23 protein-coding genes are annotated in these 26,633 nt (G+C 68.4%); 11 read left to right on the top strand and 12 right to left on the bottom strand.

Annotation, left to right across the window (positions count from 1 at the left end; genetic code table 11):
* The first annotated feature begins 29 nt into the window (after nt 1-29).
* On the top strand, nt 30-1,577 hold the full coding sequence (locus tag HDA45_RS12080; RefSeq protein ID WP_184894723.1) for a GAF domain-containing protein: 1,548 nt from the start codon (nt 30-32) through the stop codon (nt 1,575-1,577).
* Nucleotides 1,574-2,221 carry a response regulator gene (locus HDA45_RS12075; protein WP_184894721.1) on the top strand — a complete coding sequence of 216 codons (648 nt, stop codon included), beginning with the start codon at nt 1,574-1,576 and terminating at the stop codon, nt 2,219-2,221. Before HDA45_RS12080 ends, HDA45_RS12075 begins: the two co-directional genes overlap by 4 nt.
* Here the strand turns inward: HDA45_RS12075 and HDA45_RS12070 are convergent.
* Nucleotides 2,218-2,850, bottom strand: coding sequence for a sigma-70 family RNA polymerase sigma factor (locus HDA45_RS12070; protein WP_184894719.1), 633 nt, complete (start codon nt 2,848-2,850; stop codon nt 2,218-2,220). The genes HDA45_RS12075 and HDA45_RS12070 overlap by 4 nt on opposite strands.
* A gap of 244 nt (nt 2,851-3,094) precedes the next feature.
* On the opposite strand from HDA45_RS12070, the gene HDA45_RS12065 reads away from it, so the two are divergent.
* Nucleotides 3,095-4,864 carry a chitinase gene (locus tag HDA45_RS12065; RefSeq protein WP_184894717.1) on the top strand — a complete coding sequence of 590 codons (1,770 nt, stop codon included), beginning with the start codon at nt 3,095-3,097 and terminating at the stop codon, nt 4,862-4,864.
* Nucleotides 4,865-5,273: 409 nt separating this feature from the next.
* On the opposite strand, the gene HDA45_RS12060 is transcribed toward HDA45_RS12065, so the two are convergent.
* From HDA45_RS12060 to HDA45_RS12050, 3 genes are all read right to left on the bottom strand, one after another.
* Nucleotides 5,274-6,659, bottom strand: coding sequence for a cellulose binding domain-containing protein (locus tag HDA45_RS12060; protein WP_184894715.1), 1,386 nt, complete (start codon nt 6,657-6,659; stop codon nt 5,274-5,276).
* Between the two features lie 12 nt (nt 6,660-6,671).
* Nucleotides 6,672-8,306 (bottom strand): glycosyl hydrolase family 18 protein, encoded by a 1,635-nt coding sequence (locus tag HDA45_RS12055; RefSeq protein WP_184894714.1) that lies wholly within the window; start codon nt 8,304-8,306, stop codon nt 6,672-6,674.
* A 260-nt stretch (nt 8,307-8,566) separates the two neighbouring features.
* Complete coding sequence (locus HDA45_RS12050) at nt 8,567-8,998, bottom strand: RpiB/LacA/LacB family sugar-phosphate isomerase (protein ID WP_184894711.1); 432 nt, start codon at nt 8,996-8,998, stop codon at nt 8,567-8,569.
* A gap of 60 nt (nt 8,999-9,058) precedes the next feature.
* Between HDA45_RS12050 and HDA45_RS12045 the strand changes: the two genes are divergently transcribed.
* Entirely contained in the window at nt 9,059-9,688 is a 630-nt protein-coding gene (locus HDA45_RS12045; protein WP_184894709.1) for a TetR family transcriptional regulator C-terminal domain-containing protein, read from the top strand.
* Here the strand turns inward: HDA45_RS12045 and HDA45_RS12040 are convergent.
* Entirely contained in the window at nt 9,685-10,218 is a 534-nt protein-coding gene (locus tag HDA45_RS12040; RefSeq protein WP_184894707.1) for a DM13 domain-containing protein, read from the bottom strand. The genes HDA45_RS12045 and HDA45_RS12040 overlap by 4 nt on opposite strands.
* A 46-nt stretch (nt 10,219-10,264) precedes the next feature.
* Entirely contained in the window at nt 10,265-11,290 is a 1,026-nt protein-coding gene (locus tag HDA45_RS12035) for a medium chain dehydrogenase/reductase family protein (RefSeq protein WP_184894705.1), read from the bottom strand.
* A 170-nt stretch (nt 11,291-11,460) separates the two neighbouring features.
* On the opposite strand from HDA45_RS12035, the gene HDA45_RS12030 reads away from it, so the two are divergent.
* Entirely contained in the window at nt 11,461-12,330 is an 870-nt protein-coding gene (locus HDA45_RS12030; protein WP_184894703.1) for a bile acid:sodium symporter family protein, read from the top strand.
* A gap of 95 nt (nt 12,331-12,425) precedes the next feature.
* On the opposite strand, the gene HDA45_RS12025 is transcribed toward HDA45_RS12030, so the two are convergent.
* The 3 genes from HDA45_RS12025 to HDA45_RS12015 form a co-directional block, all read right to left on the bottom strand.
* On the bottom strand, nt 12,426-13,907 hold the full coding sequence (locus HDA45_RS12025; RefSeq protein ID WP_184894701.1) for a type 1 periplasmic-binding domain-containing protein: 1,482 nt from the start codon (nt 13,905-13,907) through the stop codon (nt 12,426-12,428).
* Nucleotides 13,904-15,898 (bottom strand): hypothetical protein, encoded by a 1,995-nt coding sequence (locus HDA45_RS12020; RefSeq protein WP_184894699.1) that lies wholly within the window; start codon nt 15,896-15,898, stop codon nt 13,904-13,906. Before HDA45_RS12020 ends, HDA45_RS12025 begins: the two co-directional genes overlap by 4 nt.
* Before the next feature lie 211 nt (nt 15,899-16,109).
* On the bottom strand, nt 16,110-17,450 hold the full coding sequence (locus HDA45_RS12015; RefSeq protein WP_184894697.1) for an aspartate aminotransferase family protein: 1,341 nt from the start codon (nt 17,448-17,450) through the stop codon (nt 16,110-16,112).
* Nucleotides 17,451-17,536: 86 nt separating this feature from the next.
* Between HDA45_RS12015 and HDA45_RS12010 the strand changes: the two genes are divergently transcribed.
* Nucleotides 17,537-18,433: a LysR substrate-binding domain-containing protein gene (locus tag HDA45_RS12010; protein WP_184894695.1), complete on the top strand. Its 897-nt coding sequence runs from the start codon at nt 17,537-17,539 to the stop codon at nt 18,431-18,433.
* Here the strand turns inward: HDA45_RS12010 and HDA45_RS12005 are convergent.
* Nucleotides 18,354-19,580, bottom strand: a complete 1,227-nt coding sequence (locus HDA45_RS12005; protein ID WP_184894693.1) for an MFS transporter — start codon at nt 19,578-19,580, stop codon at nt 18,354-18,356. The two genes, HDA45_RS12010 and HDA45_RS12005, sit on opposite strands and share 80 nt — an antisense overlap.
* Nucleotides 19,581-19,644: 64 nt before the next feature.
* Between HDA45_RS12005 and HDA45_RS12000 the strand changes: the two genes are divergently transcribed.
* Together HDA45_RS12000 and HDA45_RS11995 are read left to right on the top strand one after the other, a co-directional pair.
* Nucleotides 19,645-20,016, top strand: coding sequence for a MerR family transcriptional regulator (locus HDA45_RS12000; RefSeq protein WP_184894691.1), 372 nt, complete (start codon nt 19,645-19,647; stop codon nt 20,014-20,016).
* Nucleotides 20,017-20,104: 88 nt separating this feature from the next.
* A complete protein-coding gene (locus HDA45_RS11995; RefSeq protein WP_184894689.1) occupies nt 20,105-21,244 on the top strand; it encodes a Gfo/Idh/MocA family protein in 1,140 nt (379 codons plus the stop codon).
* Here the strand turns inward: HDA45_RS11995 and HDA45_RS11990 are convergent.
* Entirely contained in the window at nt 21,241-21,981 is a 741-nt protein-coding gene (locus HDA45_RS11990; protein WP_184905530.1) for a GAF and ANTAR domain-containing protein, read from the bottom strand. The two genes, HDA45_RS11995 and HDA45_RS11990, sit on opposite strands and share 4 nt — an antisense overlap.
* A gap of 52 nt (nt 21,982-22,033) precedes the next feature.
* Nucleotides 22,034-23,935 (bottom strand): elongation factor G, encoded by a 1,902-nt coding sequence (locus HDA45_RS11985; RefSeq protein WP_184894687.1) that lies wholly within the window; start codon nt 23,933-23,935, stop codon nt 22,034-22,036.
* A gap of 340 nt (nt 23,936-24,275) precedes the next feature.
* On the opposite strand from HDA45_RS11985, the gene HDA45_RS11980 reads away from it, so the two are divergent.
* From HDA45_RS11980 to HDA45_RS11970, 3 genes are read left to right on the top strand one after another with little or no spacing between them, the layout of a single operon-like run.
* Entirely contained in the window at nt 24,276-24,875 is a 600-nt protein-coding gene (locus tag HDA45_RS11980; protein ID WP_184894685.1) for a TetR family transcriptional regulator, read from the top strand.
* On the top strand, nt 24,865-25,746 hold the full coding sequence (locus HDA45_RS11975; protein ID WP_184894683.1) for a crotonase/enoyl-CoA hydratase family protein: 882 nt from the start codon (nt 24,865-24,867) through the stop codon (nt 25,744-25,746). Before HDA45_RS11980 ends, HDA45_RS11975 begins: the two co-directional genes overlap by 11 nt.
* Nucleotides 25,743-26,633: an AurF N-oxygenase family protein gene (locus HDA45_RS11970; protein ID WP_184894681.1), complete on the top strand. Its 891-nt coding sequence runs from the start codon at nt 25,743-25,745 to the stop codon at nt 26,631-26,633. Before HDA45_RS11975 ends, HDA45_RS11970 begins: the two co-directional genes overlap by 4 nt.

The following is a 26,633-nucleotide window of genomic DNA, read 5'->3' as shown; positions in this document are numbered from 1 at the left end:
CCCACTGCCCGGGGAGTTACTCCGGGACGGTGACGCCAGTGCGGCGGGTGAGTGCGGCGGGTGACGCCAAGGCGCCCAGGATCCTGGACGCGGTGGCCGGGATCGCCCACGATCTCAGCCTCTCCGACGTCCTGCGGCGGATGGTCGAATCCGCCTGCGAGCTGACCGGTGCGCCGTTCGGGGCGCTGAGCGTGCTCGATTCGGACGAATTCATCCGCTTCGGCGACGCGTGGCGCACACCGCCGTCCGAGGACGAGTCCCGCGTGATGCCCATCCGCGTGCGCGGGCGCATCTTCGGGATGCTGTACCTCGCCCACAAGCCGGACGGTGAAGAGTTCACCGAAGCCGAGGAAGACCTGCTCGTCGCGCTGACCGCGGCGGCCGGTGTGGTGATCGAGAACGCCGCGCTGTTCGACCAGGTGCAGCGGCGCGAACGCTGGCTCGAAGCCTCCTATCACGTCACCGGCGCGCTCCTGACCGACCAGGATCTGACGGCGACCCTGCGCCTGATCGCCGAACGCGCCCGTGTCGTGGCAGGCGGTACGACGGGCGCGGTGGCCCGTCCCCGCGGCGACGGCCACCTGGTCTTCGAGATCGTCGAGCCGCCGGGGCCGGACGCGGACCGGCTCGCCGGGATCGCCGTGCCGACCGAGGGAACCGCGACCGGGATGGCCTTCACCACCGGCAAACCCGTCGTGGTCCGGGACTACGGCGAAAAGGTGGTCGAATACCAGGGGGAGCGCGGTGCCGTGATGCCCGCGGCGATCAAGGACCTCGATTCCACGGTGGCCGTCCCGCTGATCGTCGGCGACGAGAAACTCGGCGTGCTGCTGGTGGCGAAATTCCGCGACAAGACCCCGTTCTCCGCTTACGACGTCCAGCTCGCCGAGACCTTCGCCGCGCACGCCGCGCTCGCGGTCGAATTCGCCCGCGCGCAACAGGACAGGCAACGGCTCGCCGTCTTCGAGGACCGTGACCGGATCGCCCGCGACTTGCACGATCTGGTGATCCAGCGACTGTTCGCGATCGGGCTCGGCCTCGAGGGGCTCGGCAAACTCTCGGCCGAGCCCGCCGTCGCCGACCGCGTGACCGGTTTCGCGCACGAGATCGACCGCACGATCCGCGAGATCCGCAACAGCATCTTTTCGTTGCAGGAACCGGCGGAGGCGCAGGGCAGCCTCCGGTCGGAGTTGCTGCGTGTCGCGCTCGACGCGGGCTGCGCGGCCGAACCCCGGGTCGGCTTCGACGGTCCGCTGGACTCGACCGTGCCGGACACGGTCCGCTCGGATCTCATCGCGACCCTGCGCGAAGCACTGTCCAATGTGGTCAGGCACGCGGCGGCGACGACGGTGTCCGTCGACGTCTCGGTCGACCGAGACGGGCGGTGGCTGAAACTTTCGGTGGTGGACGACGGCGTCGGCATGCCCGTCGAACCCGGTCATCGCAGCGGCGTGGCGAACCTCGCCGAACGCGCGGCCCGCTGGAGCGGGTCGTTCAGCGTCGAAGCGAGGCCGGAAGGCGGGACGAGGCTCGACTGGTCGGTGGAACTGCCGGCCCGACAGGGGAGTGTGGGATGACGATTTCGGTGTTCCTGCTGGACGATCACGAACTCGTCCGCACCGGGTTGAAGACCGTTTTCGAGGCCGAGGACGATCTGAAGGTGGTCGGCGAGGCGTCCACGGCCGCCGAGGCCTTCGTGCGGATCCCCGCGGTCAAACCGCAGGTCGCGGTGCTCGACGTCCGGCTGCCGGACGGTGAGGGGGTCAGCGTCTGCCGGGAGATCCGGGCTTCCGTCGATCCGCCGCCCGCGTGCCTGATGCTGACGTCCTATTCGGACGACGACGCGCTGTTCGGCGCGATCATGGCCGGCGCGGCCGGGTACATGCTCAAGCAGGTCTCCGGTGGCGCGCTCGTCAAGGCCGTCCGCACGGTCGCCGGGGGCGGATCGCTCCTGGACAGCACGCTGACGGCTTCGGTGATGAACCGCCTGCGCGGCGAGAGCGACCTCCCGGACCCGCGATACGAACAGCTGAGCCCGCAGGAGCGGCGGGTGCTCGACCACATCGCCGACGGGCTGACCAACCGCCAGATCGCGGAAAAGCTCTACCTGGCGGAGAAGACGGTCAAAAACTACGTGTCCTCCCTGCTGCACAAACTGGGCTTCGAACGCCGCACCGCCGCCGCCGTCTACGCCACCCAACGCCGCAAGCCCACTTCCTAGAAGATCGTGAGCCCGTCGGCGAACCCGGGGTCGTCGCGCAGCACCCGGCGCAGTTCGTTGAGCGCCCGGTGCTGGGTGACGCGGACAGCGCCCGCGCTCGCCATGCCCAGTGCGACGGCGGTCTCCTCGGCGCTGAATCCGAGGATCACGCGCAGCACCAGAACGTCTCGCTGCTTCGCCGAAAGGACCTTGAAAAGCCGGGACAATCTGCGGCCGCGATCCGCCTTCTCGACCTCTTCGAACGTCGGGTTCCACGGGCCGTCCTGTTCGGGCTCCGGATCGGGGACCGGCGCGGACGGGTCGCGGGCGAGGTTCCGGCGGACGTCGGCCACCTTGTGCGAGGCGATCCCGAAGACGTACGGCAGGAAGCTGTTGTCCTGGTAGCTGTAGCGCGGTAGCGCGACCAGGACGGCCATCAGGACCTCCTGCGCGCAGTCCTCGGCGTTGGAGATGCCACGTGTCGTTCCGCCCAGCCTGCCCGCGCAGTACCGGAACACGATCGGCCGGAGAAGCGTCAGCAGGGTCCCGACAGCCCGCTGGTCGCCGCTGATCGCCGCGCGGATCGTTTCGCCGTCCGGCTCTCCGGGCCGGGGCACGTAGACGGGGCGCACGGCTTCGGCCACGGCCATCACGCCGGATGGGCCGTTCTCGGTGTGTACCTGTCCATTCCCATCATCCCCACCTCCCGAAAGCCCCCAGCCCTCTTTGGCCCGTCCGACGTTACGGAGCGCGTTCGCGCGTCACACCGGTAAAGGAGCCCGGAGTAGTCGGGCCTTTGGACCCTGGTGCCGTCCGGCTATGGACTTTCGATGGATTGGTCTAGACAATTAGCCCAGCGCGGCGGCAGGCCGCCCTTCGTACGGAGGAATCGCGATGAGGCGTTCCAGATCCCTGGCTTTTCTGGCCGTTTTGGTGCTCACCTTCGCCGGGCTGACAACGGGCGGAGGCATCGCGAACGCGGCCAACCTGCTCCTCAACCCCGGCTTCGAAGCGGGTTCGACGTCCGGCTGGTCGTGCGCGGCGGGCGCGGCCGTGTCCACGCCGGTCCGTTCGGGCGGTTACGCCGTTTCGGTCACGCCCGGCTCGACGACCGGCAAGTGCGCACAGACGGTGTCCGTCAAGCCGAACACGACCTACGCGGTGTCCGCCTGGGTGAACGGGAACCCGGTGTACCTCGGGGTCACGGGCGGGCCGTCGACCTGGACCGCCGCGACCTCCTACACGCAGCTTTCGCTTTCGTTCACGACTTCGGCCACACAGACGACGGCGGAGGTGTACGTCCACGGCTGGTACGGCTCGGGCACCTTCTACGCGGACGACATCAGCCTCGACGGGCCGGGCGGCGGCACGCCGGGAGCGCCTCCGGCACCGGGGAATCCGGCCGTGGGCACGGTGACGAACTCGTCGATCGCGCTCTCGTGGGGAGCCTCGGCCGGCACGGTGACGGGGTACCGCGTGTACGAAGGCGGGAACGTGGTCGCGACGGTGACCGGGACCGCGGCGACGATCCCGGGACTGACCGCCTGTTCTTCACACAGCTATTCGGTGGCCGCGTACAACAGCGCGGGTGAATCGCCGAAGAGCGCGGAGGCGGGCGCCACGACCGGCGGTTGCGTCGACACCGGCCTGCCGAAGCACGCCCTGATCGGCTACCTGCACGCGAGTTTCGCCAACGGGTCCGGTTACACGCGGATGGCCGACGTCCCGGCGGCTTGGGACATCGTCAACCTCGCCTTCGGTGAGCCGACTTCGGTGACGTCGGGCGACATCCGGTTCACGCGCTGCCCGGTGGCGGACTGCCCGACCGTGGAAAGCGACGCGGACTTCATCGCCGCGATCCGCGCGAAGCAGGCGCAGGGCAAGAAGGTCCTGATCTCCATCGGCGGTCAGAACGGCCAGGTCCAGCTCACCACGACCGCCGCGCGCGACGCCTTCGTCAGTTCGGTCTCCGCGATCATCGACCGCTACGGTCTGAACGGGCTCGACATCGACTTCGAGGGACACTCGCTGTACCTCAACTCCGGCGACAACGACTTCCGCAACCCAACCACGCCGGTGATCGTCAATCTCATTTCGGCGCTGAAGACACTGAAAGCCAAGTACGGTGCGGGATTCGTGCTGACGATGGCGCCGGAGACGTTCTTCGTGCAGACCGGGTACCAGTACTACGGCGGGCTCGGCGGCGCGGACAACCGGACGGGATCCTACCTGCCGGTCATCCACGCGATGCGGGACGCGCTGACCGTGCTGCACGTCCAGGACTACAACTCCGGACCGGTGATGGGCCTGGACAACCAGTACCACTTCATGGGCGGCGCGGATTTCCACATCGCGATGACCGACATGATCAAGGCGGGATTCACGGTGTCCTCGACCGGCTTCCGGTTCCCGGGGCTGCGTGAGGACCAGATCGCGTTCGGCCTCCCGGCCGCGGTGAGCGCGGGCAACGGGCACACCGCGCCCGCCGCGGTGCATTCGGCGCTGAACTGCCTGGTGAAGAACTCCGACTGCGGGTCTTACACGTTGCGCGGCGGTGCTTCGCCCGCGCTGCGCGGGCTGATGACGTGGTCGATCAACTGGGACCGGTACTACGGCTGGGAGTTCCAGAACGCTCACGAGCCGTTCCTGAACGCCCTGCCCTGATCCGCGTTTAGTCCTCTGGATGCGGTACTTGCGTGTGCAAGGACCGCATCCAGAGGACTGATTGCGCTTGAGGCGCGCCTCGCGGTGCGGGCTCGCTTGCCGCTGACAGGCCCCGCGTGAAGGCCCCCTTCCCTCGGCTCAGCCGAGGGAAGGGGGCCTTCACGCGCTTGAGGCCTACGCATTTAGTCCTCTGAGTGTGATCGTTGCGTGTGCAAGGACCGCATCCAGAGGACTAAATGCATGGGGGAAGCCGGGTATGGAGCGGGCCCGCACCGTGCAGCTTCGGTGCGGGCCCGCAGTTCAGGGGTCCAGGGGCTGAAGGGGACTTTCCCCGCATCTGACGTGGCGAAAGCTCCCTTCGCCGCGTGCCATGCGGGTATGGGCCCCTTCAGCCCCCGCGCAAGGGACGTCAGAAGCCCGCGGTGATCCGCGTGAAGTCCCAGTCGTTCTGTGCGATGCCACTGCAGTTCTCGGCGACACCGCCACCGGGGCAGGGGCGGTCACGGTTGGCCGACCAGAACGCGAGCCTGGCGGTCTTGTTCGTCTTGGACCAGTTGGTGATCTTGGTCCAGGCGTCGAGACTCGTCAGTTCCTGCTGGTCCGAAAGGCCGTTCATCCCGCTGATGCCCAGGTGGCTGTACGCCGTGGCGTCGTTCCAGCCGAACGTCGACTTCAGCTTGTCCCGCAGGCCGTTCGCGGCCTTGATGGTGTTCCCGTACATGTCCGCGCCGCCACCGAAGTCGAACGGCATGATCGTGTAGACGTCGACACCGGCGTTCAGCGCCTTCGACTGGTCGATGAGCCGGTTGCCCCAGGAGTTCGGGCCGCTGGTCGTCGTGCCGAAGGTGAGGATGGTCTGGATACCGGGGTTGTTCGCCTTCACGATCTTCAGCGCGTTCAGGACACGATCCTGCACGGTCGCGTTCTCGAACTCGTCGGTGTTCTCGATGTCGATGTCGATCGCCTTGAGACCGTAGGCGTCGATCACCTTCTGGTAGGCCCCGGCGAGCGCTTCCGGCGTCGAGCAGTTCGGGCCGAGCTTGTTGCCGCTCCACCCGCCGAAGGACGGCACGATCTGCCCGCCCGCGGCCTTGATCTGCGCGATCGCGTTCGCGTCGACGCCACCCTGCAGCGGGCGGCTGCCGTCCCAAGCGGGGTTGCACCCACCGGACGACAGGATGAACGCCATCGTGAACCACTTGATCCCGGTCGCGTTCATGACCGTCTGCGGGTTCGGCGGGCTGCCCCAGCCCATGTACAGATACGGCGCGCCACGGCCGCCGGGCAGCGGCGGGTTGCTCGTGGTCGTCGTGGGCGGGTTCGACGTCGACGTGGTGGTCGTCGGCGAGGAGGTGGTCGTGGTCGGCGTCGTGGTGGGACCGCCGCCGCCCGGATCGCACGAGCCGCCGTTGATCTTGCAGTTCGCCGGGGCGACATAACTCCCGGAGTACTTGACGTTGAACCCGAAACTGGTGCTGCCCCCGTTGCCGAGGTTGCCGTTCCAGCTGTTCTTCACCGTCACGTGCTGGCCGGAGGCCGAATAACTGCCGTCCCACAGCGAAGCGATCGAATGTCCCGCGGGGAGGTCGAATTCGACCGTCCACGTGGGAAGGCTCGATCCCGAGTTGTTGCTGATCGTGTATTTGCCTTCCCAGCCGGAGCCCCAATCGGAACCCTTGCTGAAGGCGGCGCCGACGCCGCCGGCCGCGGAGGCCGGCGCGATCACGAGGACCGCGCCGGCCGTTGCGGCAGCGGCGGCCAGGCCGACGGCCTGGATCCAAATCCGCTTAGCCACTTCTCAAACCTCTCAGTTCAGGCCATTGCGCATGGCCGTGACCAGTTCACCGTTTCCGGTGTCACCACTGAGCTCCCAGAAGAACGCGCCGCCGAGACCCTGGTTCTTGGTCCAGCCCATCTTCGAGTTGATGGTCGCGGGAGTGTCGTAGCTCCACCAGTTGTTGCCGCACTTCGCGTACGCGGTGCCCGCGATAGTGCCCGTCGACGGGCAGGAGTTCTTCAGGACCTTGTAGTCCTCGATGCCCGCTTCGTACGTGCCCGGTGCCGCGCCGGTCGCGGTGCCGCCCGGGGCGTCCTGCGTGACGCCGGTCCAGCCTCGGCCGTAGAAACCGATACCCAGCAACAGCTTGTTCGCCGGAACGCCCTTGTTCTTGAGCTTCTGGATGGCCTCGTCGGAGTTGAAGCCCTGCTGCGGGATGCCGGGGTACGCGGTCAGCGGGGAGTGCGGGGCCGTCGGACCCTGCGCCGCCCACGCGCCGAAGAAGTCGTACGTCATGACGTTGTACCAGTCGAAGTACGCCGACGCGGGACCGTAGTCGGCGACGTCGAGCTTGCCGCCGCTGCTGGCGTCCGCGGTGATCGCGGCGGTGACCAGGAACGAGGAACCGAACTTGGTCCGCAGCGCCTGTGCCACGTTCTTGATGGCGGCGGGGCCGCTGGTGTCACAGGTGAGACCGCAGGCGTTCGGGTACTCCCAGTCGATGTCGATGCCGTCGAAGACGTCGGCCCAGCGCGGGTCCTTGATCAGCTTGTAGCAGGATTCCGCGAAAGCGGTCGGGTTCTTCGACGCCTGGCCGAAGCCGCCGGACCAGGTCCAGCCACCGAACGACCACAGCACCTTCAGGCCCGGGTACATCTTCTTCAGCTTGCGCAGCTGGTTGAAGTTACCGCGGATCGCGCCCGCGTCCCACGTGTCCGCGACACCGTCCACACTGGACCCGGCGTCGTAGAACTTGTCGTAGTCGGCGTAGGTGTCGTCGTTCGCCGTGCAGGAACCGTTGGTGACGTTGCCGAACGCGTAGTTGATGTGCGTCAGCTTCGCCGCGGAACCGGAAGTGTGAATGTTCTTCACGTGGTAGTTACGCCCGTAGACGCCCCACTGCACGAAGTAGCCGAGGTTCTTCTTCGCGCCCGGGTTCGGGTTCGAAGTCGTTGTCGTCGGCGGGTTGCTCGTGGTGGTCGTCGTCGGGGGGTTCGACGTGGTCGTGGTCGGCGGGTTGCTCGTCGTCGGGGTGCCGCCACCCGGATCGCAGGACCCGCCGTTGATCTTGCAGTTGGCGGGCGCGGTGTAGGTGCCGGAGTACTTGACGTTGAAGCCGAAGCTGACGGAGCCACCGTTGGGAACGTTGCCGTTCCAGGTGTTCTTGACCGTCACGTGCTGGCCGGAGACGGTGTGGCTACCGTCCCACAGCGAAGCGATCGAGTGTCCGGCCGCGAGGTCGAACTCGAGGGTCCAGGAAGTCAGGCTGGAGCCGGACTTGTTGGTGATCGTGTACTTGCCTTCCCAGCCGGAGCCCCAATCCGACCCCTTGGTCAGCGTGGCCCCGACCCCGCCCGCCGCGCTCGCCGGGACGGTCACCAGACCGACGGCCAAAGCGGCGACGGCCGTGAACAGACCGATCAGATGCCATCTTTTTCTTGACATTTCACTCCTTACAAACCCGGTGCAGGAAATGATCTTGGAGAGGATTTCGTCAAAGGGAAATCGGCGACATCGCGTTGCCTCGGCCGAAGCCGGGCAGGCGGGGATGTGTCTTCATCGACCACCTCCATGCGGAACGCTTTGTTGCGGGAGACGGTACGTGGTCTGGACCAATATGGGAAGTGTCGCTACGTAGAGTGGTGATTTTCCTGCGAACGGCCTAATACGTTCGACAGCGTTATTCGTTCACTGGTTCGGTGCCCTTAGCGGCGAGGTTCGTCCATTTCGCCCAGCCGGGCGATATTCGCCGATTCGTCCTCGTCCGGCGCGATGCCGGAAAGGAACACCTCGGTGATTTCGACGGCCACGTCGGGGGAGAGCCGCTTGAGGCTCAGTGCCAGCACGTTGGCGTCGTTCCACTTGCGCGCGCCCGCGGCGATCCAGGTGTCCCAGGCCAGCGCCGCCCGCACGCCGGGGACCTTGTTGGCCGCGATGGCCGTGCCCGTCCCGGTCCAGCACATGACCACGCCGAAGTCGGCCTCGCCGTCGGCGACCGCCTTGCCGACAGCCGCCCCGAGTTCGGGCCAGAGCACCGACGTCGCCGGGCGGATCACCTCGTGACCGGCCTCGGCGAGGAACGCCTGGACGGCGTCCGTGGTGGCGTTCCGGTCGTCGGCCGCGAAGGCGATCTTCATCCCCGGATCGTAACGCCGCGTCGCCGGGTGGTGAACCGGAAGTCGTGGGAGGATCGCGGCGTGGACTCGTCTGCGGAGGAGCGCCAGCTCGAGCGCGACCAGGAGATCGCAAGGACTCGGATCCTCGACGCCGCCGCCCGCGTGATCGGCGAGTGCGGATTCGCCCGGCTCAAGATCGGCATGATCTGTGCCAGGACCGGCTACCACAGCGCTGTCGTCCACCAGCTGTTCGGCTCCAAGGAGACGCTGGTGCAGCGGCTCGTCGAGTTCGCGGCGGAGAAGTTCGCCGACGCCTTCAGCGCCGCCGTCGCCACCCGGACGGGTGGGCTGACCCCCAGCCCGATGGACATGCTGCGCGCGCTGCTGGACATTTTCTTCGAGCTGCTCACCGACATGCCGCCGCTGAACCGGGCGTTCGTGGTGCTGTGGACGGACGCGACCGTCGGCGATCCGGCGGTGCGGTCGGCGATGACCGAGGCCGACCGCCGGTACCGGTTCGCCATCGCGCAGACCGTCGCCGCCGGGATCGCGGACGGCTCCATCTCGGGCGTCCGTGACCCCGACGCGTACGCGGCGGCACTGGTGGGGCAACTGCGGGGGATCGCGGTGGCCGTGATCATCGATCCCGGCGGAATCGATCTGCGAGCGGTCCGCGCGGAGATGGAATACGCCGTGGACAGGCTCGGCTAAACCGTTTTGGTCAACTCCGCGGCCCCGAACGAGACGTCGAACCGGTCGCACCAGATGGTCACACTCGAATAGCGCGCCAGATCGGTGCCCGCGGGCAGGGTGTAGTTCTGGCTTCCCTTGTTGCCCTTGAGTTTCCCGGCGCTCACCTGCGCGCCGTCGTCGAACACGAACCAGCCGTCCTTACCGGGCAGGACCGGCGCGTCGGTGAGCAGGACCCGCAGATCCGGGCCGTTGCTCGTGTCGAGATTCTCCAGGCGCAGCACCAGCGATCCGTCGGCCGCGCGCAGGATCCGGACACCGCCGCTGGTCGCGTGTTCGTGGCTGATCAACTCACCCGTCGCCACGATCGCGGGCTCTTTCGGCGCGGGGGCGGCACTTTCGGGGACCTGGGCCGAGGTCTGCGCGACGGGCAGGGCTTCCTGCACGGTCTCGTTCACCCAGAGCTTCCACGGCTGGAACCAGTAGAGGCCCGCGGCCACCGCCACCACCAGCCCGGCCGCCACGACGGTGAGCACCCGCTTGCGTTTCATGTCGCCATTCAACCGCGTGCGGAGCCGAAAGCGCGTTACCGAACTCTTACGGCGTGAGCACCACCTTGCCCGCGACCGTCCCGGATTCGGCCAGCCGCATCGCTTCCGCGACCCGGCTCAGCGGCAGCCGCGCCGCGACCTGTGCCGTGATCGTGCCGTCCTTCAACGCGGCGAAGACCTGGGTGAGATCGGCGCGCAGGCGGGCGCGGAACCGGTTCTTGGCGAAGGACCGCCCCGCCCAGACGTTGAAGAAGTACGCGCTGCGGCCGTTGGGCAGGCTGTTCCACAGCATCACGCGGGCGAGGATCTTGAGCACGGGCAACTGCTTGGAGCCCTCGTCGTCGCGGGTCGCGGCGCTGCCGTAGGAAACGAGCGTGCCGCCGCGGGCGAGCAGCTTCCACGACGCGGGCACGCTGGCGCCGCCGACGTGGTCGAACACGGCATCGACACCCTCGGGTGCGAGCTCGCGGACGCGGGCGGAGATGTCCTCGGTGCGGTAGTCGATCGGCATGACTCCCAAGCGCCGCAACGCTTCGTGATGCCGCTTCGACGCCGTGCCGATCACCTGGACCCCCGCCTGAGTGGCGAGCTGGACCAGCAGCGAACCGACCCCGCCGTTCGCGCCGTGGACCAGGATCGTCTGCCCGGCGCGCACCTTGGCCTTCCGGTGCAGCATCTGCCAGGCGGTGATTCCGTTGACCACCGCTGTCTCGGCCTCCTCGGCACCGAGTCCGTCCGGGACGGGCACGACGTCGGCGGCGTCGAGGACCACGTGGCTGGCCCAGCTCCCGACCTTCGTCAGCGCGGCGATCCGGCGGCCGGCGAGCGCGCCGTCGACCCCGGCGCCGATGGCCAGCACCGTGCCGACCAGGTCGTAGCCGGGCACGAAGGGGAACGGCGGCTGGTCGTAGTACTTGCCGCGGCGCATCTGCTGTTCGGCGAACGAGACCCCGGTCGCCTCCATCGCGATCAGGACCTGGCCGGGGCCGGGCGTGGGAAGCGGGCGTTCCCGCAGCTCCAGGCCTTCCGGCTCGACCTTGCCCGGCAGTACCACCTCGGTCAGCGTGTTCATCTCGATCTCCCTGATTGCCTGTCGTGTCCGTTAGAGCTTGTAACTATAGTGAGCACTGCTCTCGAAAATGTCAAGCGGGATCACGTCTGGGTTTCGGTGCCTTGACCGGGTTCTCGCCACTTGACACGATTTGCCGAGCTGAAAACGGCATATCGGACGGAGGCCCTGCGATGGGTTCGGCGATGTTCTCGATCCTCCTGCCGATCGCGCTGGCGCTCGTCATGTTCGGGCTGGGGCTGACCCTGACCGTCGGCGACTTCACGCGGGTGCTGAAGTACCCGAAGGCGGCCGTCATCGCGCTGGTGTGCCAGATGATCGTGCTGCCCGCCATCTGCGTCGGCCTCATCGTGGTGTTCGGCCTCGAGGGGGTGCTCGCGGTCGGGATGATGCTGCTCGTCGCCTCACCCGGCGGGACGTCGGCGAACCTGTTCAGTCACCTCGCCGGCGGCGACGTCGCCCTCAACGTCACGCTCACGGCGATCAACTCCGTGCTGGCCGTGTTCACCCTGCCGCTGGTGGTCGGCGTGTCGATGGCGTCGTTCCTCGACGGCGGTGCCTCTGTCGGGCTCCAGCCCGCGAAGTTCGTGCAGGTGTTCGCGATCGTGCTGATCCCGGTCGTGATCGGGATGGCGGTACGGAGCCGGTTCACCGACTGGGCGGAGCGGATGCGCAAACCGGTCAAGATCGGCTCGGCCGTGGTGCTCGTGCTGGTGATCGGGGCCGCGATCGCGCAGGAGTTCCAGACCCTGGTCGACAACATCGGGACGCTCGGGCCGGTGGCGCTGGCGCTTTCCGTGCTCAGCCTCGCGATCGGGTACTACGTGCCGCGTCTGTTCCGGGTGGACCGCGGGCAGGCGATCGCGTCCGCGATGGAGATCGGCGTGCACAACGCCACCCTCGCGATCGCCGTGGCGATCTCGGTGCTCGGCGACAAGGCGATGGCCGTACCCGCCGGGATCTACGGTGTGCTGATGTTCTTCCCCGCGGGGATCGCGGCGGTCCTGTTGTCCCGCACCCGGGAGCGCGCGCCGGTCTCGTGAACCGAACGAAGACGGGACTCGCGTGATCGGACACCGCACTCGCGTGATCAGAGACGGGACTCGCGGGTGCGGCATCGACCCGGTGAACCGAGCGCTCAGTTCGCCGGAGCGGAGAGCTGGACGTACTCCGGTGTGTCGTTCACGCGCACCCGCAGGATCGGCACCGTCTTGTTCACCGGATCGCCCCGGTCGTCGAATGAGATCATGCCGCTCGCGCCGGGGACCGCCAGCTTGCCGTGCAGGCGGTTCTTGGCCTGGAGCACGTCCTGCGCGGTCACCTGGGCGGGTGTCGTCCTCGGGATGCCGCGGATCGCCCACACCACGGTGAGGATCGCGTCGTGCGAGAGGATGGCGATTCCGTCGTCCAGCCGCTCTTTCGGGAACACCGCGCGGAAACATTCGGTGCAGCCGTCCTCCTGGAAGCTCGCGACGGCCGCGGGGTTGAACACCGACGGTTCGGTCGTCCAGGCGCGGGGATGGGCGAGACCGGGGCCCAGCACGGTCACCTTGGATTCCAGTCCCCGGCGCATTTCCGGGCTCGGCGGGCCGACCAGCGCGAGGTCGCCGGTCAGTACCGTGATGGGCCGGTCGAGACACGGGCGTTGCGCCAGTTCCGCCACGAACGAGGCGAGATGGTTTTCGCGGCCCGCGAAGTACACCACTTCCGCCTCGTTGCCGCAGATGTTCGGCATCATCTGCAGGAACGTGTTCTCGATCCCCGGCAGACCGGAGTCGTACACCTCGGTGCGGCCGACGATCCGGTGGGTGTCGTCCGCGAACTTGTCGGCGAAGGCCACCGCGAGCGTCTTCGGGTACAGGTCGCCGGGGTTGATGTCCTGCACGAGGGTCGCGGTGCGCGCGTTCGGGCGGACGTAGCCCGCCGCGGCCGTGCCGTAGGTGGAACTCGTCGGGGACACCCGCATGAAACCGGGGATTTCGGAGAACTCGTCGGCGGCCACGGGTGAGGCGACGACCGGGATCTTGTGCTGGGACAGCCGTTCGATGGCGCTGCGTGCCGAGCCGAGGCTCAGCCCGACGCCGGTGACGGCGACGAGGCGTTCGCGGTCCACCCGCCCGATGAGGTCGTCCACCACGGGTTCCCAGTGGTTCAGCCTGCTGCCCGGGTTGGCCAGCAGCAACCGGATCAGCGGGAGGCTGCCCCAGGAGCCGGTGGTGTTCGCCCTGCGCTGCGCGATGTAGGCGCCCTGGATCTGGTGGCGCACCCACTCGGCGGACAGGATGTCGTTCTCCACCAAGGTCATCGGCAGCAGGACCGCGATGGTCACGGAGGGTTTGCCCGAGCGGGCGACGGACTCGTTCTCCGTGCGGATGCGTCCCTCCACATCGGACAGGTCCGCCGAGAACACGTAGCTGCCGTCCGTGACACCGACGCATTCGGCGTGTTCGCCGCGCTTCTCCACGCCATCGCCGCAGCTGCGCGCGGCCTCGTCGATCGCCGGGACGACGACGAACACGACCACGAGCGCGGCGATGAGCAGGAGCGCCCCTCCGCTCGCCGTCAGCCATTTCGACCACGTCGGCCGTGGCGGTCTGATCCGCTCGCTCCGTGCGGTCATCGGTACCTCTCCGCCCTCTCGTGCAACAGGATCGATCCCCGGCCCCGGCCATGCGCCAGTTGGTGGAAACCGCCTTCGATGGTCGAATTCAGCGTCCCGCCCGGATCGCCGAGCGGATCCGCCGCGATCCACAGCGCGACCACCAGCCAGGAGAGGGTGGTCTCCAGTTCTCCGTCGGCGTGCCCGGCGTGCGTCTCAAGTTGTTCGTACGATTCCGCGTCCGCGTCCAGCCGGTTGGGCGCCGCGGTGATGACGTCGAGTTCGGCGAGCCAGGCTTCGGCGGCCGCCACGTCGAACTCCGCGTGCTGGTCATCGGCGAACGGTTTGCCCAGATGCGCGACCACGGCGGCGACGTTCTCCAGCGCGAGGTCGTGATAGCGCGCGGCCACGGTTTGGCCGTGTTTCTCGTAGAAGTCCCGGCACCGGGTGTGCACCCGTTCCCAGTTCAGCGGATGGTCTTCGGGACGGGACGCGAGCTCCTGCAACAGAATCCGGCGCAGCCAAGGGTGCAGGACGTAGTGGAGCTCTTCCCCGGGCTCCGCCCGCAACCACAGGAGATCGCCGATCTCCTTGAACAGCGCGCCCTCTTCCGTGGCGTTGCGCAGATCGACGATGTTCTTGTGGAACAGCGTTTCCACGTCGCGCGCGGCGCTCGCCGTGACGAGATCCTGTCTGCTCGGCACCGGAAGGTCCTGCAGCAGGTAGGCCTGCGCGGCGGCGAGCAAGGTCGTGTCGGTGCCGTCCCCGGCCTCGACGCCTGTCCGCAAGGCGGCGCGGAGAGCACCGGGAACGCGGGAATCGTAGAGCTGCGCCGTGGCGTCGAACACGGTGGTGACGGCGCCGGGATGCCCGTCGGTGAGCCGGTACAGGAATCGCGGCAGTTTCGAGGTCGGGTGGATGTCGCCGCGGGCGACGATGTCCACCACGTCGTCCTCGGAAAGCGCGCCCAGTTCGAGGAGATACCACGGATACCACCGCGGGTCCCGGCCCGACGGCCAATCCGTGTCCACATCGGACGGTTGCCGCGGCGACGGCGTCCGCAGCCCGTCCGTCCGGTGACCGGCGGGCCGTCTTCGCGACGGGGCGCCTCGCTGGGGAGTCAGCAGCGACCAGCTCTCGTTCCAGTCCGGATTCCATCTCCGGCTGGTGGTGATCACCGCGAGCGGATCGGGCTCTCCGCCGGACCGATGCCGCGCCTCGGTCAGGGTCCGCAGGAAGACCTGCCCGCCCGGGGTATGCGCGTTGTCCAGCAGGACGACACTGTTGAGCGTGCGGCGGGACCGGTTGACGCCTTGGTAGGCCTGACGCAGATCCGTGAGGAAGGCGTCGCAGAAGATGCCGTCGACGGCGGCACGATCCTCGTCGTCGCCCCGTGCGTGTTTGGCGATCTCGATGAGGAAGTCCTCGTGGTTGCCGGTGCTGGCGGGCAGTGCCTTCATCTTGCCCGCCAGCCGCCGCCTGCCGTACCAGCCGAGCCCGCGGAGCAACAGATCGGTGGCTTCGGGCCAGCCCTTCAAACCGCCGGCCGGAGCGACCCCGCCGACGAGACGCACCACGTCGACGATCGTTTCCCGGTTCTGTTCGAGCGGCTGGTTCTCCGCCAGCAGTTCACGGATCTTGCGCAACGCGGCGCGGCGGTCGCGCAATTCCACCGGCGCGCTCAGCACGAGCATGCAGAGCCACAACCGGGGAAACGCCAGCCTGCCGAACTGCTTCCGGTGCCTCCCGAGGTCGAAAGCGAGATGGGCGAGCAGTTCTCGCGGCTGGATGTTCTCCCGTTCGTGCCGCTCGAAATCGAGATAGGCGTGCGGGATTTCTTCGCAACGCTCGGCGATCGCGTCGAGCAACGCGGACTTCCCGGTGCCCCGCGCGCCGAGCGCGACCACGACGGGCAAGGCGCGGCTTTGCCCTTTCGGGCGGGTGAGCAGTTCCTCGACCAGCCCGCCGGTGACCGAACCGAGACCGGATATTCGGGGTATGCCGGCAGGCATCGGCCCCCCTCCCCGCGCGGATCCCCGATTCGACCGCGCCCACTGTGAGCGTCGACTATAGACAGCCTCGGGGATTCCGTGCGTGGACGACGACACGGCCGGTCGGTGTTGACCGCTTTGGCCTAAGATCAGGTCACGGTTGGAGCGGGAACGGAATCGTGAAACCGTAATTCCGGCACGGATACGAAGACGTTACGAAAGTGACGAAGAATCATCCGCCGAACCCGGTGAGGGCGTCCCCGATGGCCTGGTCCAGAATTCCCAGCCCTTCCGCGAGTTCCTCTTCCGTCGCGGTGAGCGCGGGAGCGATCCGGAAAACGCCGCCCATCCCCGGCAGCTGCACGATGTTCATGTGCAGTCCCAGTTCGAGACAACGCCGGGTGACCCGAGCGCCCAGTTCGTCGGAGCTCCGTTTCGTGGAACGGTCCACGACGAGTTCCACGCCGACGAGCAGGCCCCGGCCGCGGATGTCGCCGATGACGTCGTGGCGACCGGCGAGGTCTTCGAGGCCGCGGCGGAGGAAGGCGCCCAGTTCGGTGGCGCGTTCGTCGAGACGGTCACGGGTGAGGACGTCGAGCACGGTGTTCCCGACGGCCGCCACCAACGGATCCGCCACATGCGTGGTGAAGAACAGGTAGCCGCGGTCGTGCGCCTCCTGTTCGATCTCCGCGCTCGTGATCACCGCCGCCAGCGGGAGCCCGGCGCCCAGCGTCTTGGACAGGGTCAGGACGTCGGGGACGACGCCGTCGCGTTCGAAGGCGTACCAGTTTCCCGTGCGGCACAAGCCCGTCTGTGCCTCGTCGAGGATCAGCAGCATTCCTCGTTCGCGGCATTTCTCCCGCAGAGCGGCGAAATAGCCGATCGGCGGTTCGATGATCCCGCCCGAGCTGAGGATCGGCTCGACGACGCAAGCCGCGAGACTGCCGACGGACTGGGCGTCGATCATCTCGAAACCGAAGTCCAGCTGGCGCCGCCAATCCAGTTCCCCCTCGGCGGTGACGAAGTCCGGCCGGTAGGAATTCGGCGAGGGAATGGCGAAGTTGCCCGGCGCGGCAGGACCGTACCCCTTGCGTCCCGCGCTGTAGGTCGCGTTCGCCGCCGCCTGCGTCATCCCGTGCCACGACCGGGCGAACGACACGATCTCGTGTTTGCCCGTCACCAGTTTCGCCATCCGGATCGCGGCCTCGTTCGATTCCGCGCCGGTGGTGAGCAGCAGGGCCTTTTCCAGCGGTGACGGCAAAGTCTCGGCCAGCCGCCGCGCGAGGTCGACGACGGGGCGGCTCAGCATCCCGCTGAAGAGGTGGTCGAGCGAGCCGATCTGCCGTCGCACGGTGTCGACGATGTCGGGATGCGAATGCCCGAGGATCGCGCTCATCTGCCCCGACGTGAAGTCGAGGATCCGTCGCCCGGACTCGGTGAACAGATAGCTCCCGGCGGCGTGGTCGATGATCTCGCGGGTGAAGTCGCCGGCCCCGGCGTAGCGCACGAGGTGCCGTTCGGCGTCGGCCCAGAAGCGGTCGGCGGTGGACAGGTCGGTGGTCGGAGCAGCCATGCCTCGACGGTAAGACGGATCCGAGCGACACGTCCATCTCACAATTCCGGCTGTGCTGTTCGCTTGATCCGTACAACAATGGAGTCATGCTCAACCCTTGGAGGCTCAGCCTGCTGAGCAGGCTGGACACCCTCGGCACCGTCCGGGCGGTCGCGAAGGCGGCCAACCTGAGCGCGTCGAGCGTGTCCCAGCAGCTCGCGGTCCTCGAAGCCGAAACGCGCACCCAGCTGCTGGAACGCACCGGCCGCCGGGTCCGGCTGACCCCGGCCGGGCTGATGCTGGCCCGCCGCGCGAGGGCGATCCTCGACCATATGGACACCGTCGAGGCTGAGCTGCGCGGCCTCGGTGAGGCGCCGACGGGGCTCGTGCGTCTCGGTGCCTTCCAGAGCGCGATCCACACGATCGCCGTCCCCGCGGTGACCAGGCTGGCCCGCTCACATCCGCAGCTGCACATCGAACTGCTCGAACTCGAACCGCACGTGAGCATGCCGGCGCTCCGCGTCGGTGACGCCGACCTCATCATCACCACCACGGACTTCGTCGAACAGCCGCTGGGGCCGGACGTCGAGCTCGTGCCGCTCGCGGCCGACCCGGTCGTGCTCGTCGTCCCGCCGGGCCATCCCGCCGCGGGCCGGGGCCCCGCGGACCTCTCCGCCTACGCGAGCGAGCCTTGGGCGTTCGACATCCCCAAGTCGTACATGGCGAACCTCGCCACCCGGCTCTGCCGCGAAGCCGGGTTCGAGCCGCGCGTGGTCAGCCGGTTCAGCAACTACATGATGACCTTGCAGCACGTCGAGGCCGGGCTCGCGATCGCGCTCCTGCCCGCCCTCGCCGTCGACAAGCGCTACCGGGTCGCCACCCGCGAGCTCGCGACGCCGGTCACCCGCGCCATCACCGCGGCGATCAGGCGCGGCTCCGCTCCTCGTGCGGCCGTCGACCTGGTTCTCGGGGCGATCCGGAGTCATCCGGAACTGCCGCTGTGAACCCGTGCCGCCGCGCCACCAGCACCACGGCCAGCGTCGGCACGAGCAGTACCAGGACACTCCAGGGGAACGACCCGGCGCCGAATCCGGCGAGGAGGACGCCGCCTGCGATCCCGCCGCCCGCCATCGCGGCGTTCCACAGGGTGACCAGCATGGCCTGCGCGATGTCCGCCGCGCCGCCCTTGTCGCCCGCCTGCGCGGCGGCGGTCTGCAGCAGGGTCGGGATACCGCCCCAGCCGAGCCCCCACAGCGCCACCGCGAGATAGACGAGCGCCGGACTTTCGCCCAGCAGAGCCAAAATCGTCGCGCCGAGAGCGACGAGGACGGTGCCGGTGACGGTCAGTGCGCGCAGCCGCCGGTCGATGCGGAGGCCGACGAGCCAGATGCCCGCCATCGACGCCAGCCCGAACACCAGCAGGATCCGGTCCACGGCGCCGCCCATCGACACGTGCTCGAGGAAGGTGGCGATGTAGGTGTAGAGGATGTTGTGCGCCAGCACGAAAGTGAGCGTCACGAACAGGACCGCGGTCACGCCGGGGACGGCGAGGGTCTGGCGCACCGGAAGCCTGCCGCCCTTGTCCTGTCCGGGGAAATCGGGGACGGCCAGCGCGATCCAGCCGAGCAGGCCTGCCGCGAGCACCGACATGATCGAGAACGTCACCTGCCAGCCGAAGAGGCCGCCGAGGAACGTGCCGGCGGGGATGCCGAGCGAGAGCGCGAGCGGGATACCGGTCATCACGATCGCGATCGCCTTGCCCCGCACCGGCTCCGGGGCCAGCCGCCGGGCGTACCCGGTCAGCAGCGCCCACACCACGCCCGCCGCGATCCCGGCGACGAACCGCGCGCCGAGGGTCAGGGGGTAGCTCGTGGACAGTGCGGTGACCGTGTTGGCGACGGCGAAACCGGCCACGCCGCTCAGGAGCAAGCGTTTGCGGCGCCAGCCCGCCGTCGCCGCGGACAGGGGGATCGCGGTGAGCGCGGTGCCGATCGCGTACACCGTCACCAGCTGGCCCGTCGCCGCTTCGCCGACGCCCAGACCACTGCTCATCGCGGGCAGCACCCCCGCGGGCAGCGCTTCGGTGAGGACGGTGACGAACGCCGCCGTGGTCAGCGCGAGCAGCGCGCCTAGTGGGAGTTTCGGAGTCATGAACCGTATGCTCGAACCATCACATAGATGTGAAGGTCAAGCCGGCGGGAGTGAGGTGGCGCACATGCGGATCGGAGAGCTGTCGGAGCGGACGGGGACTTCGCGCCGTCTGCTGCGGTACTACGAGGAACAGGGTCTCATCGTCTCGGAACGGCAGGCCAACGGCTACCGCGATTACGACGAGTCTTCGGTCGACAGGGTCATCCAGGTCCGTGGCCTGCTCGACGCCGGGCTGCCGACCCGGATCATCAAGCAGATCCTGCCGTGCCTGGACAAACCCCGGCAGATCTACTTCCCGGACGCGACCAGGGAGATGCTCGAGACCCTGGAAGCCGAACGCGACCGGATGACCCGGCGCGCCGAATGCCTGCTCCGCAACCGGGACGCGATCACGGAGTACCTCGACGCCGTCCGCGCCTACGACCCGGCGTCCTGAGCCGGAGGGACATTCCTCGCATCGGTCTTGACAGTACGAGAAAGCGCTTTCAGGATGTGCTCAGGAAAGCGCTTTCAAAGGAGAACGGATGACCACGCGGAAACTCGGCGTCGTGATGAACGGCGTCACCGGGCGGATGGGCTATCGGCAGCACCTGGTGCGCTCGGTCCTGGCGATCAGGGAGGCGGGCGGGGTCGAGCTGGCCGACGGGTCGCGGGTCCAGCTGGAGCCGGTCCTGGTGGGGCGCAACGCGGACAAGCTCGAGGAGATCGCCGACCGGCACGGGCTGACCCGCTGGACCACCGACCTCGACGCGGCACTCGGCGACGACGACCTCCCGCTCTACTTCGACGCGCAGCTGACCGCCGTCCGCGAGAAGTCGATCGTCCGCGCCATCGACGCGGGCAAGCACATCTACACCGAGAAGCCGGTCGCGGAATCGGTCGAAGGCGCGCTCGCCCTGGCACGGCACGCGGAGGCGGCCGGGGTCAAGAACGGCGTCGTCCACGACAAGCTGTACCTCCCCGGCCTGCTCAAACTGAAGCGGCTGATCGACAGCGGTTTCTTCGGTCAGATCCTCTCCGTGCGCGGGGAGTTCGGGTACTGGGTCTTCGAGGGTGACTGGCAGGCCGCGCAGCGCCCGAGCTGGAACTACCGCGCGGAAGACGGCGGCGGCATCGTCGTCGACATGTTCTGTCACTGGAACTACGTGCTGGAGAACCTCTTCGGCTCCGTCAACGCGGTGACCGCGAAGGCCGTCACGCACATCCCGGAGCGCGTCGACGAAAAGGGCGAGCGATACGCCGCCACGGCCGACGACGCCGCGTACGCGATCTTCGAGCTCGAAGGCGGTGTCATCGCCCAGCTCAACTCGTCCTGGTGCGTGCGGGTACACCGCGACGAACTGGTCGAGTTCCAGGTCGACGGCACCCGCGGCAGCGCGGTGGCGGGTCTGCACAACTGCGTCATCCAGCCGAGGGAAGCCACCCCGAAGCCGGTGTGGAACCCGGATCTCGCCGAGACGCGCTCGTACCGCGCGCAGTGGCAGGAGGTCCCGGACAACGAGGACTTCGGCAACGGTTTCCGCGCCCAGTGGGAGCAGTTCGTCCGCCACGTAGTGGAGGACGCGCCGCACCCCTACGACTTCATGGCAGGGGTGCGTGGCATCCGGCTCGCCGAGGCAGGTCTCGAGTCGTCACGGGAGAACCGCCGGATCTCGCTCGCCTAGCGGCCGAAGACCGTTCCCGGGTCTTCGGCGATCAGCACCGAGATCTCCCGGATCTTGCGGTTCGTGTGCTGCGAAGCCTCGGTGAGCCACCGGAAGGCCTCTTCGGCGTTCAGTTCCAGACGTGCCATCACGATGCCTTTCGCGGTGGCGATGGCGTCCCTGGTCTCCAACGCGGCGACCAGGGTCTCCGCCTGTCTTTCGGCGGCGGCCCAGCGGGACGCGGTCAGGATGATCGCCGAGATCGCCGAGGTGAACATCGCGACCAGGGCCGCTTCCACCGGGTCGAAGGCGTTTTCCTGGAAGCTCCAGACGTTGAGCGCGCCCGACAGCGGCTCGGTGTCCCGCCGCTTGAAGTGGGACTCGTCGGGGACGAACAGCGGGCAGGCCAGCGCGGTTCGCACGCCGAGCTGCTCGGCGGTGGCCGCGAAATCCGGCCACCGCTCGGCCGTGGTCTCCATCCGGGTGCGGACGATCGTCCCGCTCTCCGCGGCTTTCAGACACGGACCCTCGTCGGCGCTGTACTGCGCCTTGTCCAGCGGGAGCAGGGACTCGTCGGTGGCGGCGACGGTGCTCGGCTCGTCGTCGAGGTACAGCGTGACCGTCGCCGCGTCCGCGCCGGGCAACAGGCCGACGACCTTCTTCGCCACCCGTTCCAGGAGCTCGTCGCGGGGTTCGTCGAGCCGCATCGACTCCGTGAGCTCCCGCAACGCCGAAGCGGTGTCGCGAAACTGATCCATCATGTCCCTTTCCCGCGGTCGAGCCGGCCTCCCCAGAACGTACTCGTCCCGGCTAGCCGGGCATTGGCCGATTCGGGGTAACCCTCGGGCGGTGGCCCGCCGGTTCGGCCGTCATCAAGCCCTCACCGCGGGTGAGTCCGGGCAGCTGCTGTTCGAACCGGGTGATCTGGCCCGCGGGCAGGGTGCCGGTCAGTTCCGCCCGGTCGCCGCGCGGGACCGACCCGGTCACGGCCCCGCCGAGTTCGACCAGCCGGGACAGCGTCGCGGTCACCGAGTCGGCGGGTAGCTCCACCTCGACGCGGCTGACCGGTTCGAGCACCTCGGTCCCCGCCTCCCGGAGCGCCTCCGCCAGCACGAGCGGGGTGACCTTGCGGAAGTCGCCCGCCGCGCTGACCGGGCTGAAGTAGCCGGTCCGGGTGACGGTCACCACGCAGTCGAGCACCTCCCTGCCGGACGGGCCCCGCCGCAGCGTCGCTTCGACGGTCTCCTCGATGGCCTTGTGGAACGCGAGCGGGAGGGAGCCGAGTTCTACGTCGAGGCCGAAGGTCAGCCCGGAGCCCACTGCGCCGGGGCCGACCCGTAACCCGAGCGTGGCGAAGTGCGGATTCCGCTTCTCCGTGATGAGCCACACCGCGGACCCGACGCTGATCGGCCGCTCGACGAAGATCGTGCGCGTGAGGCTGAATTCGACGTCGAGGCCGTACTGCGCGGCGAGCGTCTCCGCGATGATCTCCTTTTGCACCTCGCCGTAGAGCCGCACCGAGATCTGCCGGGTCTCGTCGTCCTGCCGGACGGTGATCAGCGGATCCTGTTCCGCCAGCTCCAGCAGGGCGGCGAACACCGACGGCGTGTCCGCGGGCCGTGCCGGAGTGACCACGGTTTCCAAGGCGGGCGGCGGAAACTGGGTGGCGGCGCCGCCGTCGTCGGGGACGCCGACACGGTCGCCGATCCGGATGTCCTTGAGCCCGGTGATCTTGGCGATCTGCCCGGCCTTCGCACCTGCCTCGACGGTGTCGTCGCCCAGTTCGAAGACACGCACCGCACTCACCTTCGCCTCGGTCGTGACGGTCCCGCCGACGCCCCGGTGATGGAATCGGACGTGATCCCGCGCGCCGATCTCGCCGGAGAACACGCGGACGTAGGCGATCTTCTCGTGCGCGCGGCCGCGTTCGATCTTGAACACCGCGGCGCGCAACCGGTCGTCCGGTACGGGTTTCCCCGCTCCGGCAAGGAATTCGCGGATGCCGGAGGTCAGCTCGGCGATCCCTTCGCCGCTGCGCGCGGAGCCGAAGAAGACCGGGGAGACGACACCGAGCCGGGTCTGGCGGACGACCTCGGCCCGGTAATCGGCGGCCGTCACCCTGTCCTCGAGGTACGCGGCCAAGAAGTCGTCGCTGTGTTCGGCCAACTGTTCGGCCAGCCCGGGTGCCGGTGCGATCGGCCGCGGCCGGACCTTCGCGGCCGCCGTGCCGAGGCCGTCGACCTCGGACATCGGCACACAGGTGACGCCGAGGCGTTCGGTGATGTCCTCGAGGAGGCCGTCGTGGCGGGCGCCCGCCCTGTCGACCTTGTTGGCGAAGACCACCACGGGGATCCGCAGCCGCGCGAGCGCGCGCATGAGCACCCTGGTCTGCGCCTGCACCCCCTCGACGGCGGAAACGACGAGGACGACGCCGTCGAGCACTCGCAGCGCGCGCTCGACCTCGGCGATGAAATCCGGGTGGCCCGGGGTGTCGATCAGGTTCACGCGCAGGTCGCCGATGCGGAACGCGACGACGGCCGAGCGGATGGTGATGCCGCGACGGCGTTCCAGCTCCATCGTGTCGGTGCGCGTGTCCCCGGCGTCGACGCGGCCGAGGGTGCCGATGGCACCGGTGTGATGGAGCAGGCGCTCCGTCAGGCTCGTCTTACCGGCGTCGACATGGGCGAGAATTCCGATGTTCAGGTACTCCATGGATGAACGGCTCCAGGGCTGTCGAAAGGTCCGTACGACTCGGGGACTCGACAACGCACCGCACGCCGTTCTCCTTCTTCCGGGGAAGCACCTGGTCGGGCCGCAGGTTAGCAGCGTGTTTCCGGCCGGTCACGCGATTTAGGACCGGCCGTTGACTTGCGGCGGCCCCACCGAGATGTTGTGAAAGCCACGTTCGCAACGCTGAAGGTTGCGAACGTGGCTTTCACAACACCTGCCTGTGGCTTCGGGTTTCTTCAGCTGAGAAGCCGTGCAACGACCGCATCCAGAGGACTGAACGCAGATCATTGCCGAAGCGCGGAATCCGTGCTTCACTCCTTCCGTGCCGTACCGACGTACCGAAAAGACGCAGGCCAGGCTGGACTCCCAGCGCGACGAGATTCTCGCCGCGGCCATCGCGCTGCTGGCCGAGACCGGCTACGCGGGCTGCTCCATGGCCGCGGTCGCGGCGCGGGCGGGTGTGGGCACCGGCAGCGTGTACCGGCAGTTCCCGTCGAAGGCCGACCTGGTCGTCGAGGTCTTCCGTGAGGTGGTCTCCCGCGAGGTCACCGCCGTCGAAGCCGCCGCGTCCCACGGCGACGTCCGGGAACGGGTGGTCGCGGTGATCGAGACCTTCGCAGGCCGGGCGTTGAAGGCGCCGCGGCTCGCGTACGCCCTGCTCGCCGAGCCGGTCGACGCCGTGGTGGAGGCCGAGCGGCTGGTGTTCCGCCGCGCGTTCCGCGAGGTCATCGCCAGGAACATCGCCGACGGGGTGACGAGGGGACTGCTGCCCTCGCAGGACGCGGAAGCGACCGCCGCGGCGCTGGTCGGCGCGGGTGCGGAAATGCTGGTCGGCCCGCTGGCCGGGGACGGCGGCCCGGACACGATCCCGCATCTGGTCACCTTCACCCTCCGCGCGCTGGGAGGTTCCGATGGCGTTTGAGACGTTGACCTATCGCGTCGAGGACCGGAAGGCGTACCTGACGTTGAACCGCCCCGAGCGGCTCAACGCGATCAACGACGTCATGCCCGGCGAGATCCGGCAGGCCGTGGAGCGGGCCAACGAGGACGACGCGGTCCGCGTGATCGTGGTGCGGGGCGAGGGCCGGTCGTTCTGCGCCGGGTACGACCTCAAGCAGTTCGCGGAGGAAGACACCGAGGGCCGCTGGAATCAGGGGCCGGTCTGGGATCCGGTCAAGGACTACCGCGTGATGAAGCGCAACACCGACGACTTCTTCAGCCTGTGGCGCTCGCTGAAACCCACCATCTGCCAGGTCCAAGGGCACGCTGTCGCGGGCGGCAGCGACATCGCGCTCTCGTGCGACGTGCTGATCATGGCGACCGACGCGCGCATCGGCTATCCGCCCGCGCGGGTGTGGGGCTGCCCGACGACCGCGATGTGGGTCTACCGCGTCGGTGCCCAGCGCGCGAAGCGGATGCTGCTCACCGGAGACACCATCGACGGCACCACCGCGGCGGAGTGGGGGCTCGCTCTCGACGCCGTGGAACCAGGGCGGCTCGAAACCGCCGTCGAGGAGCTGGCCGACCGCATGGCCGGGGTGCCGACGAACCAGCTGGTGATGCAGAAGCTGATGATCAACCAGGCCTACGACAACATGGGCCTTTCCGGCACCCAGACCCTCGCGACCCTCTTCGACGGCATCACCCGGCACACCCCGGAAGGCCGATGGTTTCGCGAGTTCGCCGAACGCGACGGTTTCCACGAGGCGGTGGCCTATCGCGATTCCGGACAGGTCATCCCGGACGGCGGCGGACCGCTGCCGGAGAGCACGGATTCAAGGAGGTCGTCATGACCGCGAACACCGAAAGCGAACGTGTCGCCGAGCGCCTGCAGCGGTCCTCCGCGCGGCTTTCGTACGACCCGGACGTCGACGTCGACTGGCGGGCGCCGCTGGTCGAAGGCGCCTACGGCAAGACTCCGGAGCGCTGTTCCTTGTACGGCACGGCTTTGTGGGAGCGCCTCGACGAGGGTCAGCGCGCTGAACTGAGCCGCCAGGAAGCCGCGGCCGCGGCGGCGTCGGGCATCTGGTTCGAGCTGATCTTGATGCAGGGCCTGGTGCGCCACGTGTACAACAGCGACCCGACGACGCACAACGCGCAGTACGCGCTCACCGAGATCGCCGACGAATGCCGTCACAGCACCATGTTCGCCCGCTCGATCGCGAAGACCGGCGGTGTCGTCCGCCGCCCGAGCCGCACGGCGCACCGCGCGGGCAAGGTGTTCGGCGCCGTCTGCGGCCCGGCGCTGCTGTTCGCCGGAGCCATCTACGTCGAAGAACTCGCCGACGGCATGCAACGCGAGATGATGCGTGACGACAGCCTGCAGCCGATGATCCGGATGATCTCCCGCATCCACGTCATCGAAGAGGCGCGTCACATCAGCTTCGCCAAGGACGAACTGGGCCGGGCTTGGGCTCGTCACGGCCGCGTCGGCCGCGAACTGATCCGCTGGGCGATCGCGGGTATGGCTTATGTCGCGACCTCGGAGTTGTTGCACCCCAAGGCGTACACCTCTGTCGGGCTCGATCCCCGGGAAGCCCGCCAGATCGCCGACGCGAACCCGCACTGGCGCCGGACCAAGGCGTCCTGGGCGGCCAAGGCCGTCGAGTACTTCACCGAAATCGGCCTCATCGGCGGCCCGAGCCGACGGCTCTGGCGCCGTGCCGGCGTCCTCGACTGA

The organism is Amycolatopsis umgeniensis (assembly GCF_014205155.1).
Taxonomy (GTDB): Bacteria; Actinomycetota; Actinomycetes; order Mycobacteriales; family Pseudonocardiaceae; genus Amycolatopsis; species Amycolatopsis umgeniensis.
This window is presented reverse-complemented; position numbering and strand designations above follow the sequence as displayed.